Source organism: Methylomonas koyamae, from assembly GCF_006483455.1.
Lineage (GTDB): Bacteria > Pseudomonadota > Gammaproteobacteria > Methylococcales > Methylomonadaceae > Methylomonas > Methylomonas koyamae_B.
Map to the genome: position 1 here is coordinate 1 of NZ_PPPU01000038.1, position 17394 is coordinate 17394.

The following is a 17394-nucleotide window of genomic DNA, read 5'->3' on the forward strand; positions in this document are numbered from 1 at the left end:
CAAAAGAAAGTATCTCGGCTGTCGGGCCGAGACCCGACGTTAAATAGCCGTCGCGATAGCGACACTAATTGTTGAAGAACTGAAAAAATCAATGCCAGAAATATCCCGCTTCTACGGAATCATTATTCGGATGTTCTTGATCGACAGCGAACATCCGCCTCGCCATATACATATCAAATATGGCGAATATCAGGCGGTTATGGAGTTGGAGAATTTGAATATCATTGAAGGTGGCATTCCCAGAAAATGCCGCGCATTAGTTCGAGGATGGGCCGAATTGCATCAAGACGAGCTGATAGCTATGTGGGCCAAAATTTTCACAGTATTGCCCCTTTGGAGTAACAGAAATGAAACTCAAACAATTTCAATATCTTGACGGTTACAGTTTTGAGCTCGCTTTTGAAAATGGCCAGACCTTTAAAGTAAATTTGCAGGATTTAATTGGCCAATACGTTTCTCCGGATCAAGTAAAAACGGCCAAGATTGATCCTGAATGGGGATGTCTGGAGTTTAATGACGGCAAAGCGGATGTTGAGCCAAAAACGCTTTATCAGTTTGCTCTAAAAACGACAATACAACACGCAGCCTGATCAAAGGCAGTCAGAATTTTAATTTTAGGTACAAAACGTATGCTCAGCATAAAAAATCTCCACGTCACCATCAACGACAAACCCATCTTAAAAGGCCTAACCCTGGAAATAAACCCAGGCGAAGTTCACGCCATCATGGGCCCTAACGGCGCCGGCAAGAGCACCTTGTCGCACGTGCTGTCCGGCAAACCCGGTTACAGCGTCACTGAAGGCGGCGTGACTTACGACGGCAAGGATTTGCTGGAGATGGACCCGGAAATTCGCGCCCGCGAGGGCGTGTTTCTGGCGTTTCAATATCCGGTCGAGATTCCGGGTGTCAGCAACATCTATTTGCTGAAAGCGGCCCTGAATGCGATGCGCAAGCACAAGGGCCTGCCGGAAGTCGATGCGATGGATTTTCTGACCATCGTCAAAAGCAAGGTCAAGTTGCTGCAGATGGACGAGAAGTTTCTATACCGCGCGGTCAACGAAGGTTTTTCCGGCGGCGAGAAGAAGCGTAACGAGATTTTGCAGGCAGCAGTGCTGGAGCCGAGATTGTGCATCCTCGACGAGACCGATTCCGGCCTGGACATTGACGCGTTGCGGATTGTGTCCGACGGCGTCAATTCGCTGCGTGCCGCCGAGCGTTCGTTCTTGATGATCACCCATTACCAACGCCTGCTGGATTACATCAAACCCGACGTAGTGCACGTGTTGGCGGACGGCAAGATCGTCAAGTCCGGCGGGCCGGAGCTGGCGTTGGAGCTGGAAGAAAAAGGTTACAGCTGGCTGGAAGGGCAAGCCGCATGATCGCCGCCGAACAATCAGCTTATTCTTATTTGGCGGCCTATCAAGACTTGGCACCGTCGTTGCCGGGTGTCGATCTGCCATGGTTGCAGCAACTGCGTGCCGAAGGTTTGGCTGCCTTTGCCGAGCGCGGTTTTCCCAATATTCGCGAGGAAGAATGGCGCTACACCAATCTGTCGGCGTTGAACAAAACCGTGTTCGCGCCGGTTGCGGAACAGGGCATTGACGCGGCGTGGTTACAGCCATACCGCCTGGAAGACGCTTATAGCGTGGTGCTGGTTAACGGTCGCTATGTTGCCGGTTTGTCGGCTTTGTCCGGTTTGAACGACGGCGTCAGCGTGCGTAGCTTGGTCGAGGTGCTGGCGCAAAATCCTGAGTCTGTCGCCGATAAATTGGGCCAAGCGGTCGCCAGTAGCGAACACAATCTGGTCGCGTTCAACGCCGCCTGGTTCGCCGATGGTGTCGTGATCGAGGTTGCCGCCAAGCAGCAATTGGATAAACCGTTGCAGGTTCTGCACGTGGTGACCGAGGCCAACGCGCTGGCCGTCAGCCGCAATCTGTTCCTCGTCAACGACCAGGCCGAAGCGGAAATCATCGAGACTTACGTCGGCAGTGCCGACAGCTATTTCACGGTGTCGGTCAACGAATGTCTGTTGGGCCGCAACGCCGGTTTGACTTTCTACAAAGCGCAATTGGAAGCCGCCAAGGCGCAGCACTTTGGCGGTACTTACGTCAAGCAAGCGCCGGATAGCCGTTTTGCTCACCACAATTTTGCGCTCGGCAGTTTGCTGGCGCGTAGCGACATTCATAGCGATCTGGACAAAGCGTCGGAATGCACCTTGAACGGCTTGTTCGTCGCCAGCGGTCGCCAGCATCTGGACAACCACACGCGCATCAACCACTTACAACCGCACGGTATCAGCCGCGAGTTTTATAAAGGTGTCCTGGGTGATAAGGCGCGTGGTGTGTTTCAGGGCCGGGTGGTGGTCGCCGAAGGCGCGCAACATACCGATTCGGAAATGAACAACCGCAATTTGTTGCTATCGGCCGATGCCGAGGTCGATACCAAGCCGCAACTGGAAATTTACAACGACGACGTCAAATGTTCGCACGGCGTTACCGTCGGCCAGTTGGAAGAAAAGTCGGTGTTTTATCTGCAATCGCGCGGCGTCGATGCGGAAACCGCACGAAACATTTTGACCTTTGCTTTTGCCAATGAAATGGCGGATAAGGTTGAGAATGCCGAGTTGAAGGGCTTGTTATTGCAGGAGTTATTGGCGCGGTTTCCGGCGATGAGTTTGTAGGGGCGAATAATCATTCGCCCCTACAGGATGTCCGCCACTTGGATTTGGATGCCCGGCAGCGCAACCAGATTGACAGTGTCGGCCTTGGCTAAGGTCGTTTGCTCCTGGTAATCGCCATCGTCGGGTTGCCGGTAGATTTCCAGGCAGTTGTCGATCAGATTGACGATCCAATACTCGGGGATTTGATGCGAAGCGTACAGACGGCGCTTTTGCTCGCGGTCGAAACGCAAGGTACTGTCGGAAACTTCGATCAGTAACAATACATCGACCGCATTTGGGTGGCGGGTGGTGTAGAAATCGGCATTCGGCTTCAGCAGCAGAAAATCGGGTTCCGGCTCCGACAAATCGCCGAGTTGAATCGGATTTTGAACGCTAACCACGGCCTGATCGCCCAATAAACGGTTGAGGATATGATTCAGACGATTGATATGTCCGGCATGGTTGAATCCTATCGGTGCCATCGTGAGAATTTCTCCTTCAATGAGTTCTAATCGGCTTTCAGGCGGAAAAATCCCGGCCTCGCCCATGCGATGCCACTCGGCGATGTCGGTGAGGTGTTTTTGCGGGAAAACGGCGACCATAGTTTTATCCAATGAACGAATCGACTGAATCGATTCTAGTGTTTAGAAAAGACGAAATCAATTAAACCAAACAGTTAGCGATGAGCACATTTCCAATCGAACACATCCGCGCCGACTTCCCCATCCTCGGTGAAAAGATCCGCAATAAACCCCTGGTTTATCTGGACAATGCCGCCAGTTGCCAAAAGCCGCAAGCGGTGATCGATGCCATCGTGCATACCTATAGCCACGAGTACGCCAACATCCATCGCGGTGTGCACACGCTCAGCGTCAGGGCCACGGATCGCTTCGAGGCGGCACGGGAAAAGGTCAGGGCGTTTATTAATGCCAACAGCGAAAAAGAAATCATCTTCGTGCGCGGTGCGACCGAAGCGATCAATTTGGTTGCGCAGAGTTACGGGCGCTCGCAGTTGCAAGCCGGCGACGAAATCGTGATTAGTGCGATGGAACATCACGCCAACATCGTGCCTTGGCAGATGCTGTGCCAGCAGATAGGCAGCGTTTTAAAAGTCGCGCCGATCAATCAGCAAGGCGAATTGCTGTTTGACGAGTTCGAAAAGCAATTGAACGCCAACACCAAATTGGTCGCCATCACCCACATGTCCAATGCGCTGGGTAGTATCAATCCGGTCGAGAAAATCATCGCAGTCGCCCACGCTAAAAATATCCCAGTGCTGCTGGACGGCGCTCAGGCGATTCCGCATATGCCGGTCGATGTCCAGGCGCTGGATTGCGATTTTTACGTATTTTCCGGCCATAAACTCTACGGCCCGTCCGGCACCGGCGTGTTGTACGGCAAGCAAGCCCTGCTGGAAGCGATGCCGCCGTATCAAGGCGGTGGCGACATGATTCGGCAAGTGACCTTCGAAAAGACTACCTACGCCGGACTGCCGCACAAATTCGAAGCCGGTACCCCGGCGATTGCCGAAATCATCGGGCTGGGTGCCGCGATTGACTACGTCAGCGCGATTGGCATGGATAACATTGCCGCTTACGAGGCTGAATTGCTGGATTACGCCACCGAGCAAGCTCGGCAAATCAAAGGCCTGAATATCATCGGCCAAGCCGAGCATAAGGGCGGCATCCTGTCGTTCACGCTGGACCACATCCACCCGCACGACATCGGCACCATGCTGGACAGCTTGGGTATCGCCGTGCGCGCCGGTCATCATTGCGCGATGCCGGTCATGGATTTTTACGGCGTGCCGGCCACGGCGCGCGCGTCATTTGCCATGTACAATACCCGGCAAGAAATCGATATTTTGATGCAAGGCATCAAGTCCCTAATTGAGGTGTTTGGCTAATGTTTGACGAATTACGCGACCTATACCAAGAGGTCATCTTCGACCACAACCGCAACCCGCGCAATTTCCGCATCATGGATGACGCGAACAGGCGGGTGGATGGTTTTAATCCGCTGTGCGGCGACAAACTCACCTTGTTTTTGAAAATCGGCGTCGACCATGTGATTCAGGATGCCAGTTTCCAAGGGTCCGGCTGCGCGATTTCCACCGCCTCGGTGTCGCTGATGACCGAGATTATCAAGGGCATGAGCGAAGCCGAAGCCGAAGCCTTGTTCAAGCAGTTCCACGAAATGACCACCGGCAAGACCGAGGACATCAACCTGGAAGCGATCGGCAAACTGGCGGTACTGGCCGGCGTCCGCGAATATCCGGCGCGGGTCAAATGTGCGACCTTGGCTTGGCATACGCTGGATGCGGCTTTGAAGAATCAACAGGAAGCGGTTTCGACGGAATAGTCTCGGATGGCAATTTCTCGGTGGTTTATTGTTTTACTGCTAACGACAAAGGTTTTTGCAGACAGCAAAGTTCTGTCTTTTGATGAACGAGTAGCTTTAGCGAAAAGAATCGAGGCTAATCCTTCAGCAAAGCAATATTTCAACGAAACGTTCTATCCGGCTATCGGTGCTTTGGGGCCAGAGATGCAAGAGTGTTTAAAACAACCCAAAGCCAGTACTGAACGTTTTTCATTGGTGGCGGATATTGATCTAGCTGGGAGATTTATAAATGTGGATTACCAGCCAAAAACAGCCACTGCAGGATGCTTTTCGTGGGCGGTAAGGGGACTCACGATTAAAGCGCCTCCTACATGCGATTGGGTTAGTTTGCCAATAGTCATTGAAATGAATGTTAACCCCTAACTCATGATAGGGTTGGAAAAAACTGGTTTGATATTGACGGGCGAACAAAACGCCGATATTAAATTGCGTCAATTGGTTTCTACAGCAGAAGCGATCATTCTGGATAACGGTTCAGATCAGACCGACAATTGCGTTTATTTCTTAACTTATCGCGACGGCTGCCTAAAACTGCTGGACCGACAAAACCTGAAAAAAGGCGGACTGGCAGTTGAAATCGATCCGCGTCCCGGCGAGCAACATTCCTATCCCGCCCCGAAAAAAGATTTACTGGCGCAGGCGGTTGGTAAGAAAAGCCATACCGTGGTCGATGCCACCTGCGGTTGGGCCCAAGACAGTCTGGCCTTGTTTCGGATGGGTTATCAAGTGACTTGCATCGAGCGTTCGCCAGTAATGGCGGCGTTGATTGCAGACGGTTTCGAACGTTTGGCGCAAAAAGACTGGGTGCTGCGGCGCGAACTCAAACCGCCAACCTTATTGGCAGGTAACGCCATCGAGTTAATGGCGAACCTGCCGGAAGCGCCGGACTGCATTTATCTCGATCCGATGTTTCCCGCCAAGCGCAAGCAGTCGGCGGCGACCCGCAAGTCGATGGCGATTCTGCGCGATATTCTCGGCGATGATTTGGATAGGCAACAATTGTTCGATGCGGCTTGGGCCGCGACCGGCAAACGGGTGGTCGTCAAAAGCCCGGATTATGCCGAACCGTTGGGCGGCAAGCCGAGTGAGAGTTTGCAAGGCAAACTGCTCCGTTACGATGTGTATTTGAAATAGACGAAAGTCGTGTTACCAAACAAGCGAGAACAGCATGGCAGAGTGGATTGACTTAGTGGCTGCCTCGGCCTTGGCCGACGGCGAACATGTAGTTGTGGAAGTCGACGGCGACGACGTTGCCGTGTTCAACATCGGCGGTGAGTTTTACGCGATTGCCGATGTCTGCACCCACGACGGCGCCGAGATCGCCAGCGGCGAGCTGGACGGCGACGAAATCGTCTGTCCGCGCCACGGCGCCCGGTTTTGCGTCAAGACCGGCCAGGTTAAATGCGCGCCCGCCTACGAGGATGTGGCCACGTTTCCGGTGCGGGTCGAGGCCGGTCGGCTCCAGGTCGCCGCGCCGGAATGAGGCGAGCCGAAATGGCTGGTTGTCAAACCAACATATAGCCGACGCTACCGGCCAAAAAGGCGAATTCCACTACCAACAACTGCGTTTTCTGCAACACCGGCAACATCTCCCAATAGCTTTGCCAGCGTTCCCGCAAGCGCACGCAGCATCCTATGCAGTAGCGTTTCGCCCGCTGCAACCAGATCGGCAAGTGTCGGACGATCCGGTACAAAACGCCGGCAGCGATGGCGCAACTGCTATAAAACACGATCATTTGCGCCTGGAACTTGCTGAAACCGAAAACGTGCGTCAACAACTCTTCAATGGCAAAGGCCACGCTTTCGTAAACGGTATGAACCGCCACGCCGAAAAAGTGCAAAGTTTCGACAGGGAATTTGACGCAGACGATTAACCCGCCGACCAACACCAAAGTCTTAACTACCGTTGTTCTAGAAAAATCGGCTCTATCAAACTTTCTAATCATACTCATCACCTCATTGTGCGTAATCCAAAGGTGCGGCGACCGCGGCCTGAAAGTCGGCATGGGCCTTGAACAGGCTGGCTGCCGCATCGGCGGCTTGCAGCGTCGCGTCGCCACTGGCTATTTCACGTAGATTGACAAATAACAAAGTCGTTTCACCCCATTCGAAGCGAGTGCGTTCCCCTTCCTCCAACTGACGGGCCGCTTGCCGCTGCTGTTCGCTCAGCGTTAGCCGTTGGCGGGCGGCGTTCAAGGCTGACAGCACATCCTTCACTTCAGCATTGATCCTGTCCTCGGTGCCGGTACGCTCCCAGCGCAGACGCTTTAAATTCGCCGCTGCCGTTTGCGCCCGACCGCCGGCGACCCGTTGTTGTAGCGGTATATCGACATTCAAACCCAGATAGAGTTCGTCGCGGTTCAATTTTTCTTTGGCATAACCGATATCGCTGGCGCCCATCACCGAGAAATCCACGGCCGGGTTGCGCTGGTTGTTTTGCAAAGCCAGTTCGGTCTCGGTCTGCTGACTCTGCAATTCCAAACGTTTCAATTCCGGTCGTTGGCTGCGGGCCAAATGAGCGGCGTTTTCGAAATCCGCTTCAATTTTCGGCTCGCGTTCCGGAAAGCCGCTCGGCAGCAACTCGTCGGTGGGCAATTGCGGTTGGCCGTCGGCGTCGCGCCAATACAAAGACAATTGAATCGCGCTTTGCTCCAGCATACGTTTGGCGGCAACCAGTCGCTCGCGGCGCTCGATGATGGCCCGCTGGTTGTCCAGCGCTTCGAAATCCGGAATATCGCCGGCGGCGACTCGCTGCAGAATGCCGTCGTTACGCTGTTCGGCAATTTGCAGCAGTTGCGTCGCGGTGCGGGCGCGCAGACCGGCCAAGACCCAGTCCCAATAGCGGTGGCTGGCCTGGCGGCGCACTTCCAATAAGACTTGATCGAACTCGTGGTTGGCGATCAATTTGCCGAGTTCGGCCTGCTGGAGGCTGGCGCGGCGGCGGTCGATCTCGCGGTTACGCCACAACGGGATGTTGACGCCGATTCGCGCCTCACCGTCGTCCGCAGTCTGGCTTTTGCCTTCGTAGACCGGATATTGGCCGGTGCCGCGCCGCCAGCCGCCGAAAAAAGTCGCGCCCCAAAGGGTCGTCGGTTGTTCGATCACCACATCGTAATTGCGACTCTCGTACATACCGGCCACCGACCAGCGGTTTTGCGATTTCAATAAGGTATCGAAGCCGCCTTCTGCGGTTTGCAGCTCGCCGTCGGCGACTTGCTTACGCTGCTCCGCCGCCAGTAAGCCCGGAAACGCCCGCAAAGCCGCGTCCAACACTTCCGCCAAAGCCAGCGGCCGCGGTGCGGGCGCTGGCTCCGCCGAGGCCAGCAGCGGCAACCAGACTAAGATCAGAATCGCTGCTCTGGTTTTCATTCTTTTTTCTCGCCACTATCGGCTTTCTTGTCATCGCCTTTACCGGCGTCCTTGACTTCGGGCTCCGGCAATACCAGCGGCGGGAAGCCGTTGAAGATCCGCCACAATTCGTAGCCCAGCGTGACTTGGCCGAGCAAGACCCAACCGTTGACCCTTACGCCTTGGCGGAGAAAGCGCACTTCCGGCCAAGGAATGTCGTCCGGATCCGGTTGCACCAGGATCCGAAAATGCCCCTTGCCGTCGTCGGTGGCGTCGATCAGCACTACCTGGCCGCCAAACGAACCGATCGAAAATTCGGGCCAGCCGCCGAACTGGATGGCGGGATAACCTTCGAATTGCAGCCGTACCTTGCTGCCGGAGACGATCAGCGGCAGGTCGTTGCCGTCGACCCACAATTCCACCGCGCGCTGGTCGGTGTCCGGCACCAGGATCGCCAGCGGCTGGCCGGCCTTGACCATTTCCGCATTCGGGTTGGCCAGCAAGCGCAATACCGTACCGTCGCGCGGTGCGGTGATGGTTTGGGTTTGCTGACGAGCCAGACGGGTTTCCACTTTCAGCAAGTCGGCGCGCAAATAATTCTGGTCTTCGATAGCCTTATTCAGCTCGGCGCGGGCTTTTTCGACGCTGGCCGTGGTGTCGGCGGTCAATTTGCGCAGATCGGCGCCCACCGCGTCGACTTCGCTCTTGGATGCCGCCAGTGCCGCGTGGGCGCGGTCGAGATCGGCGCTACGTTGTGCCATTTCCAGCTGCGCCAGCTCCAGTGTCCGCCGCGAGGCCAGACCTTTGTCTTGCAATGTCTGTTGGCGGGTCAAATTCAAGGACGATGTCAAGCGGGCTGCACTGGCGGCTTCGGCGCCTTGTGCGGCTTGGCGTTGGCGTTGACGAGCCATTTCCAGTCGCGATTCGGCTGCGGCCAGGGCTTGGGGGCGGGCCTGTTCGGCCATGCGCAATTGTTCCCGAAAGGTTTCCACCCGGTTGTCGATCGCGGTTTGCCGGCCGAGCAAGGCCTGGCGTTCGCTTTCGAGCCGTTGCAGCAACAGCGGGTCGTTGTCGCGTAACTCGGCGAGCACTTCGCCGGCCTTGACCCGGCTGCCTTCCTTGACCAGCCAGCGCGAGATGCGGCCTTCCACCGGAGCGCCTACGGTTTGTTGGCGGTCGCCGGGGATATAGGCGACGACGCGGCCGATACCGCGTACGTTCTGCTGCCACGGCGTCAGTAGCAGCAGGATCAGCAGCACGAGTAGTAGCAACAACAAGGAACGGGCGATTTTGCCGGCGATCGGCGCGGTGATCGCGTCGCGCAAATCGCCCAATCCGGTGTTGGCTAGCCAGTCATCGGTGTTGCTGTGCATATCATTCTCCCTTGGTATCGTTTTCGACCAAACGGCCATCGGCCAGCATGACTTGGCGCCGAAAGTGCGCCAACACCAGCGGCTCGTGGCTGACGACCAGTAAAGTCCATGGCGCATTGGGCGCCGTTAATGCTTCGAGCAGAACCGGCAGATAACGAGTGTCGATGCGGTCCAGAGCCTTGTCGATCAACAACAAGTTAGGGTTGCCGGCGATGGCCCGTGCCAGGGTCAGTCGTAATGCTTGTTCGTCGTTCAGCGGGCCGCCTTGCGGACAAAGTTCGGTCTGCATGCCCTCGGGCAGCGCCGAAACCGTCTCCAGCAGGCCGACTTGTTCCAGGGCTTGGCGAAGCTTTACCAACGGTAAATCACGTCCCAGGCTCAGGTTCTCGGCAATTGTCGCTTCTACCAGCTCGGTATGGCGAACCAGAGAGACGTGGTCGCGTAATTGGCCCAGGTTCAAATCCCGTAAGTCATGGCCGTTCAACAAGATCTGGCCGGCGCTCGGAGTGCGCAGGCCGCAGATGGTATCCAGCAAGCTACCGCGTTCGGCGCCGGTGCTTATCGCCAGTTTGTCGCCGGCAGCTAAAAGCAAATCCAGACCGTTGGCGCCGTCGCAGTAAGGGCTGTCCGGCAAACAGAGTTGGCGGATTTCCAGCCGGTAGGCAGACTCGGTAATTTCCGGTTGTCCGTCTTGCGCCGTTTCTTGTGGTAGATCCAGCAAATAGCCGATCTTGTCGACGCTGGCGACCAGTTCATAGAAGTTATCCAGGTTTTTGCCGAGTCGGGTCAGGCCGTAGACCATGGCGTTGACCACCAACTCGGCGGCAATCAACTGGCCCAGGCTGAGCTGGCGTTCGATCACCATCCAGCCGCCCATGCCCAATAAGGCGGTGTTGGCCAGGGTATGCAACACCAGAGCGCCTATGTTCTGCCTGGACAGAATTCGGAAGTGAGCAACGCAGGCTTCGAGGTAGTGGTGGGCGAACTTTTCGGTTTGCTGGTCGACGAACTCGGCGCCAGCCCGGCTTTTGCCGAGCAAGGGATTGGCGGCGATATTTTCCAGCCAGGCGGCGGCCGCGTATTTGGCTTTGGATTGTTCGATCGCGGTCGGAATCCCGCGTTTGCCCATCACGAACAGAATCAAGTACAGGGCTGCGACCAGGAATAAATCGAAGGCCAGCAGCAAAGGGTGGTAAAACGCCAGCAATATCATGCCGATCAGCGTTTGCAGCAGATAACCTAGGGTTTCCAGCAGCAAGGATGCGGCGGTCTTTTGCAGCGAGACCACGTCGAAGAAGCGATTGGCCAGCTCCGGCAAGTACTGGTGGTCGCGCACCGACATCACAGCGTTGCGTAAGCGTTGGGCCGATGTACCGAATAAGCGTACGAACAGCCGCCGCTGTAGCATCTCCACGACGTAAAACTGTAGCGCCACCAGAGTATTGCTGAATGACAGCAATACCAGCAGGATTAGCGTCAATACCACCAGGGGTTGCAACAGCGCGCCGAAGGCGATGGTGTTTACCAGTGCCTGTACCGCGATCGGCGTGGCCAGCGACATCAAACCGATACCGACGCCGTAGGCCAGCAACGAGCCAATGTCCTCGCGTTCGGCCAGCATGAGCTGTTTCAGGCGGTGTAGCGGATTTGATGTAGCCATAGTGTTCTCCGTAACGGACTAGCAAGATTAGCCGGTATTGCGCATACCGGCCGCGATAGCGTTGATGGTACGTAGCAATGGCTTCATCGCGGCTATTTCTTCGCCATTGTCTTCCGTTTGTCTGACCGCCTTGAGCAGATCGGCCTGCAAAAAGTTCAAGGGACCCAGATAATCGTTGCGCCGATGTAAAGAAGCAGCCAGCTCCGGATTATCGGCCAGCAGTTTGTCGCTTTCGGCAATTTCCAGAATCCAGTCCACGCAACGGCGGTGCTCGGCGGCGATCAAGCCATGGATACGCTTGCCGACTTCCGGATCGGCGCACAAGGCGGCGTACTCGCGGGCGATGTCCATATCCGATTTGCTTAATGCCATCTGCGCGTTGCTCAGCAGATTCCGGAAGAACGGCCAGGTGCAGTATAACTCGCTCAGAGTTTTCAGCCGCTCCGGTTTGCCGGCGCACCAATTTTCCAGGCTGGAGCCGATACCGTACCAGGCCGGGAAGGTCTGCCGGGATTGGGCCCAGGCGAAGACCCAGGCGATGGCCCGCACCGATTTTTTCGAGCGATCCTGCTTTTTCCGGTGCGACGGCCGCGAGCCGATGTTGAGTTGGCCGATTTCGGTGACCGGCGTGGTTTCGTAAAAATAGTCCAGGAAACCGGGCGTATGTTCGGTCAATTGCCGATAGCCGCGCTCGCCCAGGGCCGCTAATTCGCTCATGATCGCCAGCGATTCGGCCCGGTCCGGGGCGACCGGCTGCACCAGGCTGACACTGGCTTTCATCAAGCCGGTGATGCCCATGGTTAATTCGTAGACCGCGGTTTCCATATTGTTGTAGCGGTAGAATAACACCTCGCCTTGCTCGGTGAATTTAATCTGGCCGCGCACGGTAGCCGGCGGTTGCGCCAGAATCGCCTGGTGGGTGGGGCCGCCGCCGCGGCCGACGGTGCCGCCGCGGCCGTGGAATAAACGACAGGGGATGCCTTCGCTGTCGCTGATTTCCATGACCAGTTGCTGAGCCCGGTAGAGGCCCCAGGCCGAGGCTAGAATGCCGCCGTCCTTGCAGGAATCGGAATAGCCCAACATCACTTCCTGACGCTGGCCGTAAGCCTGTTGCAACGCGCGGTAGACCGGCTGCGCCAGCAAGGTGCGCAAAACTGTGTCGATATGGCTTAAATCTTCGATAGTCTCGAATAAGGGCGACACGCCGACATGGCAATACCAACGGCCGCCGATGCGGCCGGCCAGGCCGGTTTGTGCGGCTAACAGCAAGACCTCCATGATGTGGCTGGCCGAGTGGGTCATCGAAATCACGTAGCGGCTGAAACAGTCGGCGCCGATTTCCCGGCGCATGTCGGCCATGACTTGAAACACTTCCAGCGTTTCTCGCGTGGCGTCGCTCACCAGCTGATTGTCGTAGCTCAAGCTGCCGGGCGCGGCGATCGCTTCGCCCAACAATTGCAAGCGTTCCGATTCTTGCAGGCTGTGGTAGTCGATTTGCAACGCCAGGGTAAATATTTCCGCCACCGCATCACTATGCCGAGTCGATTCCTGGCGCACGTCAAGCTGCATCAGATGGAAACCGAAGGTCTCGACCAGCCGGATCAAGTCCAGCAGCTCCAGGTCGGCTACCGCTTGATCGCCGTGGCTGATCAATGACTCGCGGATCAGCCGCAAATCGGCTAAAAACTGCGGGGCGCCGGCGTAGGCGTGAATATCGCTGGCGCCCGACGTTTGCTCGATGCGCTGTTCGACCCGGTTCAATGCCGCTTCCAGCCGGTATTTCATTAAGCTCAATTTGTGCCGGTAGGGTTCTTGGCGGCAGCTGAGTTCCAATGGAATTGCAACGTCGCCCAGCAGCTCGCGTTCGTGTTGCAGGCTTTGCAAAAACGCTGCAGTGGGTTGGCACAAGCCGTACGAATAAGACAGTTGTTCGCGTAGCGCAGCGACGCGGGCGATGTAGGCTTGCAAGACGGTGCGGGTCTGCATCCGCAAAGCCAGCGCGGTGGTTTCCGGTTTGACGTTAGGGTTGCCGTCGCGGTCGCCGCCGATCCAGGAACCAAAGCTGAGGAAATTGGGGACTTTGATCGCGGCGGCGTCGGCGCCGTAGACGTCATGCAGGGCGCGCTGGAAATTGCGGTACACCCGGGCGGTGGCTTCGAACAACGACAACGGAAAGTAATACAAGCCGGCGTCGATCTCGTCGACTACGCCCATGCCGCGGGCGCGTACCTCGTCGGTCTTCCACAGCAATTGGATCTGGCTGTGCAGTCGCTCCAGCACTTCGGCCCGGAAATAACCTTTCAACCGCGGGTCGTCGAGTTTCTCGTGGCTGAGGAAAATGTTGCGCAACGCGCCGCGTACCGCCCGCCGCTTGGCTTCGGTCGGATGCGCGGTCATCACCGGCATATAGCTCAAATTATCGAGTAAACATTGCAATTGGGCGACATCCACGCCGGCCTGACGCAAATTCAGTAAGGTATCGTGGAACGAGCCCGGCCAAAAGTGCTTGTCGTTTTCGGCCAGGCGCCGGCGCTGGTGCAAGTTGGCTGATTCCTCAGCGATGTTGAGCAGACTGAAGAACATGCTGAAGGCGCGGATCACTTCGGTTTGCGCCTCGGGCGGCAGTTTGTTCAGCGTGTCCGATAACTGTCGGCGGCGGCTGGCGCTGTTGTCGCGCTGTAACGCAGCGAATTGGCGTTGCAGTTGCTCGACCATGCCGGAGATGTTGGGGCCGGCTTCGGTCTTGAGTACTTGCGCCAGAATTTGTTTCAGTAAGCGGAAGTTGCTGCGCAGGGCTTTGTCGTCGTATGTCTGGGCGGTGGTCATGGGTAGTCTCGCAAAAAATTTGTCTTGATCAAAAGATATGCCTTGTTAAAAAAATAGTAAAATCGGATAAATAAATTTATTTCATAGAAAATAGCGATGTATTAAGGCCGTGGATAGAATCAATTACCAGCATCTTTACTATTTTTGGGTCGTTGCCAAACATGGCAGCATCAGTGCTGCCTGCGAGGTATTGCATTTGGCCCAGCCTACCATCAGCGGCCAATTGGCGATATTCGAGCAGGCCGTAGGCTGCCAATTGTTCGTCAAACAGGGGCGGAAATTGGTGTTGAGCGATACCGGGCGTGCGGTATTTCACTATGCGGAGGAGATATTCAGTCTGGGGCGCGAGTTGACGCACATGCTGAAAGGCGGCGGCGGCCGCGGCATGCGCCTGAATTTGGGTATCAGCGATGCATTGCCGAAATTGTTGTCTTACTGTTTGGTCGAGCCTTTGTTGCGGATGGCCGAGCCGGTTCAAATCCATTGTCTGGAGGACAAGACCGAGCGTCTGCTGGCGGAGCTGGCCCTGCATGGCGTGGATCTGGTGTTGTGCGACGTACCGGCCACGCCGGCCACCGGTGCTCGAGTATTCAACCATTTTCTGGGCGAGTCGCAGGTGGCGATTTTCGCCGCTCCGGCGCTGGCCGAACGTTACCGCCGCGACTTTCCGCGTTGTCTGAACGGCGCGCCGTTTCTGTTGCCGACGGCTAATACCGCATTGCGCCGCTCGTTGGACCAATGGTTCGATGTCAATCAAATCAGTCCGACGGTGCAGGTCGAGGTCGAAGACAGCGGCTTGTTGAAGACCTTCGGCGCCGGCGGCAGCGGCTTGTTTTTCTCGCCGCTGGCGGTGGCGGAGGCGATCGAGAACCAATACGGAGTGCGCACGTTGGGCATCGCCGACGGCGTGGTCGAGCGGTTTTATGCAGTGACCGCACAGCGGCGGCTGAAGCATCCGTTGGTGAATACGATTTTGGAGCAGGCGCAAAAAGGCTTGTTCGGCTTGTTGTCCGATACTTCGCCCGTTTCGGACTCGGCCACTGTTAGCCGCGCTTAGGCGGCTTCGCTGAGGCTCGGTTCGGGGCGGCCGATTTGCCCCGGTTTTTGTAACCTAGTAACCTTTAACGATCTCAACCAAGCGCGTCACTGTCATGGAACACTTGATCTGGAATATCGATCCGATTCTGGTCGATTTCGGTTTTTTAAAAATTCGCTGGTATGGTTTGTTGTTTGCCTGCGGTTTCGTCGGCAGCTTTTTGACCATGCAATGGATTTACCAGCGCGAAGGCAAGAACGTCGAGGAACTGGATACCTTGCTCTGGTATATGGTGATCGCGACCATCCTCGGCGCCAGGCTTGGGCACACGCTGATTTACGATCCGGGTTATTACCTGTCGCACCCGCTGAAAATCCTGGCGGTATGGGAGGGCGGCTTGGCCAGCCACGGTGCCACCCTGGGCATCATTCTGGCGTTGTATCTATATCGGCGCAAATACGGCGATAGCTATTTCTGGTTGCTGGACCGGGTCAGCATTCCGACTGCATTGGCCGGCGCCTTGATCAGAATCGGCAATTTTTTCAATTCCGAAATTCTGGGTATCCCGACTGCGCAGCCGTGGGGTGTGGTGTTTTCTCGTGTCGACCACTTGCCGCGCCATCCGGTGCAGCTTTACGAAGCGTTTTGCTATCTGCTGGTTTATGTCGTTTCATTGCGAATTTATACCAAGCGCGGCGGCCAGCCCGGCTTCGTATTCGGCAGCTTTATTGCGATGCTGTTCAGCGTCCGTTTCGTACTGGAGTACTTTAAAACCGAGCAAGCCATGTACGACAACGGTATGGCGATCACCACCGGCCAGTTGTTGAGCGTGCCGTTTGTATTGGCCGGAATCGGTTGTATCGTCTGGTCGTTCCGCACGCGGGAATCCAAACCGGTCGGCTAATCGTTTATAATCACCGGTTTTTTATCTGCGCCGGGTTCTTTGCCCGGCGTTTTGTTTGAGCATAGGTTCATGCAAGAAATTAATCCGATTAAATACAAGATTGCCGATCTGCGCGAGCGTAGCGCCGGGTTGAAGAACTATCTCGATTTCGACAGCAAAAGCGAACGGTTGGTGGAAGTTTTGCGCGAACTGGAAGATCCGGCGATCTGGAACAAACCGGAACAGGCGCAGGCGATGGGTAAGGAACGGGCGATGCTGGAAGGTATCGTCAATACCATCAAGGATCTGGAGCAAGGCCTGAATGATGCCGAGGAGTTGTTGGCAATGGCGGTCGAGGAAAACGACGCCGATACGGTCGATACCGTCGCCAGCGATCTGGAAGGCTACGAGAAACAGGTTGCCAATCTGGAATTCCAGCGCATGTTCAGTGGCGAAATGGACCCCAACAACGCGTTTCTGGATATCCAGGCCGGTTCCGGCGGCACCGAGGCGCAGGATTGGGCATCGATGATAGAGCGCATGTATTTGCGCTGGGGCGAGGCCAAGGGCTTTAAAACCGAACTGATCGAAGAATCGCCGGGCGACGTCGCCGGTATCAAAAGCGCGACGATCAAGTTCGAGGGCCCGTATGCCTTCGGTTGGCTGCGTACCGAAACCGGCGTGCACCGCTTGGTGCGCAAATCGCCGTTCGATTCCGGCAACCGCCGCCATACTTCGTTCGCGTCGGTGTTCGTCTCGCCGGAAATCGACGATGATATCGAAATCGACATCAACCCGGCCGATTTGCGGATCGACGTCTACCGCGCCAGCGGCGCCGGCGGCCAGCACGTCAACCGGACCGAGTCGGCGGTGCGGATTACCCACGCGCCCAGCGGCATCGTCACCCAATGCCAAAGCGACCGCTCGCAGCACAAAAACAAAGACACGGCGATGAAGCAGCTCAAAGCCAAGCTGTACGAGATGGAAATGCTGAAACGCAGCGAAGGCTTGCAGGCGATTGAAGACTCAAAATCCGACATCGGCTGGGGTAGCCAGATTCGCTCCTACGTGCTGGACCAATCGCGGATCAAGGACCTGCGCACCAACGTCGAAACCGGCAATACCCAGGCGGTATTGGACGGGGCGTTGGATCAGTTTATTGAGGCGAGCTTGAAGAGCGGGTTGTAAAACGAACCTTACCTGAACCGG

18 protein-coding genes are annotated in these 17394 nt (G+C 56.2%); 12 read left to right on the forward strand and 6 right to left on the reverse strand.

The window, feature by feature from the left end; translation table 11 throughout:
- The first annotated feature begins 130 nt into the window (after positions 1 to 130).
- From C2U68_RS17575 to sufD, 4 genes are read left to right on the forward strand one after another with little or no spacing between them, the layout of a single operon-like run.
- Complete coding sequence (locus C2U68_RS17575; RefSeq protein WP_260839390.1) at positions 131 to 376, forward strand: DUF4160 domain-containing protein; 246 nt, start codon at positions 131 to 133, stop codon at positions 374 to 376.
- Positions 348 to 590: a DUF2442 domain-containing protein gene (locus tag C2U68_RS17580; protein WP_140913771.1), complete on the forward strand. Its 243-nt coding sequence runs from the start codon at positions 348 to 350 to the stop codon at positions 588 to 590. The genes C2U68_RS17575 and C2U68_RS17580 overlap by 29 nt, the downstream gene beginning before the upstream one ends.
- A gap of 39 nt (positions 591 to 629) precedes the next feature.
- Complete coding sequence (gene sufC, locus C2U68_RS17585) at positions 630 to 1379, forward strand: Fe-S cluster assembly ATPase SufC (RefSeq protein ID WP_140913772.1); 750 nt, start codon at positions 630 to 632, stop codon at positions 1377 to 1379.
- Complete coding sequence (sufD, locus tag C2U68_RS17590) at positions 1376 to 2680, forward strand: Fe-S cluster assembly protein SufD (protein WP_140913773.1); 1305 nt, start codon at positions 1376 to 1378, stop codon at positions 2678 to 2680. Before sufC ends, sufD begins: the two co-directional genes overlap by 4 nt.
- Before the next feature lie 20 nt (positions 2681 to 2700).
- Here the strand turns inward: sufD and C2U68_RS17595 are convergent, their stop codons facing one another.
- On the reverse strand, positions 2701 to 3261 hold the full coding sequence (locus C2U68_RS17595) for a Uma2 family endonuclease (protein ID WP_140913774.1): 561 nt from the start codon (positions 3259 to 3261) through the stop codon (positions 2701 to 2703).
- Positions 3262 to 3341: 80 nt separating this feature from the next.
- Here C2U68_RS17595 and C2U68_RS17600 point away from each other — a divergent pair, with 80 nt between their 5' ends.
- Genes C2U68_RS17600 through C2U68_RS17620 form a run of 5 tightly spaced genes read left to right on the forward strand, consistent with a single transcriptional unit; the run spans position 3342 to position 6542 of the window.
- On the forward strand, positions 3342 to 4565 hold the full coding sequence (locus C2U68_RS17600; protein WP_140913775.1) for a cysteine desulfurase: 1224 nt from the start codon (positions 3342 to 3344) through the stop codon (positions 4563 to 4565).
- Positions 4565 to 5020, forward strand: coding sequence for a Fe-S cluster assembly sulfur transfer protein SufU (gene sufU / locus C2U68_RS17605; protein WP_140913776.1), 456 nt, complete (start codon positions 4565 to 4567; stop codon positions 5018 to 5020). Before C2U68_RS17600 ends, sufU begins: the two co-directional genes overlap by 1 nt.
- Positions 5021 to 5026: 6 nt before the next feature.
- Positions 5027 to 5422 carry a hypothetical protein gene (locus tag C2U68_RS17610; protein WP_140913777.1) on the forward strand — a complete coding sequence of 132 codons (396 nt, stop codon included), beginning with the start codon at positions 5027 to 5029 and terminating at the stop codon, positions 5420 to 5422.
- 27 nt (positions 5423 to 5449) lie between these two features.
- A complete protein-coding gene (locus tag C2U68_RS17615) occupies positions 5450 to 6193 on the forward strand; it encodes a class I SAM-dependent methyltransferase (RefSeq protein WP_409563865.1) in 744 nt (247 codons plus the stop codon).
- A gap of 34 nt (positions 6194 to 6227) precedes the next feature.
- On the forward strand, positions 6228 to 6542 hold the full coding sequence (locus C2U68_RS17620; RefSeq protein WP_140913779.1) for a non-heme iron oxygenase ferredoxin subunit: 315 nt from the start codon (positions 6228 to 6230) through the stop codon (positions 6540 to 6542).
- Between the two features lie 22 nt (positions 6543 to 6564).
- On the opposite strand, the gene C2U68_RS17625 is transcribed toward C2U68_RS17620, so the two are convergent.
- Genes C2U68_RS17625 through ppc form a run of 5 tightly spaced genes read right to left on the reverse strand, consistent with a single transcriptional unit; the run spans position 6565 to position 14266 of the window.
- Positions 6565 to 7005, reverse strand: a complete 441-nt coding sequence (locus tag C2U68_RS17625) for a hypothetical protein (protein ID WP_140913780.1) — start codon at positions 7003 to 7005, stop codon at positions 6565 to 6567.
- Between the two features lie 10 nt (positions 7006 to 7015).
- Entirely contained in the window at positions 7016 to 8428 is a 1413-nt protein-coding gene (locus C2U68_RS17630) for a TolC family protein (protein ID WP_140913781.1), read from the reverse strand.
- Positions 8425 to 9780 (reverse strand): HlyD family secretion protein, encoded by a 1356-nt coding sequence (locus C2U68_RS17635; RefSeq protein WP_140913782.1) that lies wholly within the window; start codon positions 9778 to 9780, stop codon positions 8425 to 8427. Before C2U68_RS17635 ends, C2U68_RS17630 begins: the two co-directional genes overlap by 4 nt.
- 1 nt (position 9781) lies before the next feature.
- The gene (locus tag C2U68_RS17640) at positions 9782 to 11440 is read right to left on the reverse strand and encodes an ABC transporter ATP-binding protein (protein WP_140913783.1); all 1659 of its coding nucleotides are present in this window, start codon (positions 11438 to 11440) and stop codon (positions 9782 to 9784) included.
- A 27-nt stretch (positions 11441 to 11467) separates the two neighbouring features.
- Entirely contained in the window at positions 11468 to 14266 is a 2799-nt protein-coding gene (gene ppc / locus C2U68_RS17645; RefSeq protein WP_140913784.1) for a phosphoenolpyruvate carboxylase, read from the reverse strand.
- A 109-nt stretch (positions 14267 to 14375) separates the two neighbouring features.
- Here ppc and C2U68_RS17650 point away from each other — a divergent pair, with 109 nt between their 5' ends.
- The 3 genes from C2U68_RS17650 to prfB all read left to right on the forward strand — a co-directional run bounded on the left by C2U68_RS17650 (position 14376) and on the right by prfB (position 17373).
- Complete coding sequence (locus C2U68_RS17650; RefSeq protein ID WP_140913785.1) at positions 14376 to 15323, forward strand: LysR family transcriptional regulator; 948 nt, start codon at positions 14376 to 14378, stop codon at positions 15321 to 15323.
- A gap of 94 nt (positions 15324 to 15417) precedes the next feature.
- Positions 15418 to 16206 (forward strand): prolipoprotein diacylglyceryl transferase, encoded by a 789-nt coding sequence (lgt, locus tag C2U68_RS17655; protein WP_140913786.1) that lies wholly within the window; start codon positions 15418 to 15420, stop codon positions 16204 to 16206.
- 69 nt (positions 16207 to 16275) lie between these two features.
- Positions 16276 to 17373: a peptide chain release factor 2 gene (prfB, locus tag C2U68_RS17660; RefSeq protein WP_140913788.1), complete on the forward strand. Its 1098-nt coding sequence runs from the start codon at positions 16276 to 16278 to the stop codon at positions 17371 to 17373.
- Positions 17374 to 17394 lie beyond the last annotated feature (21 nt).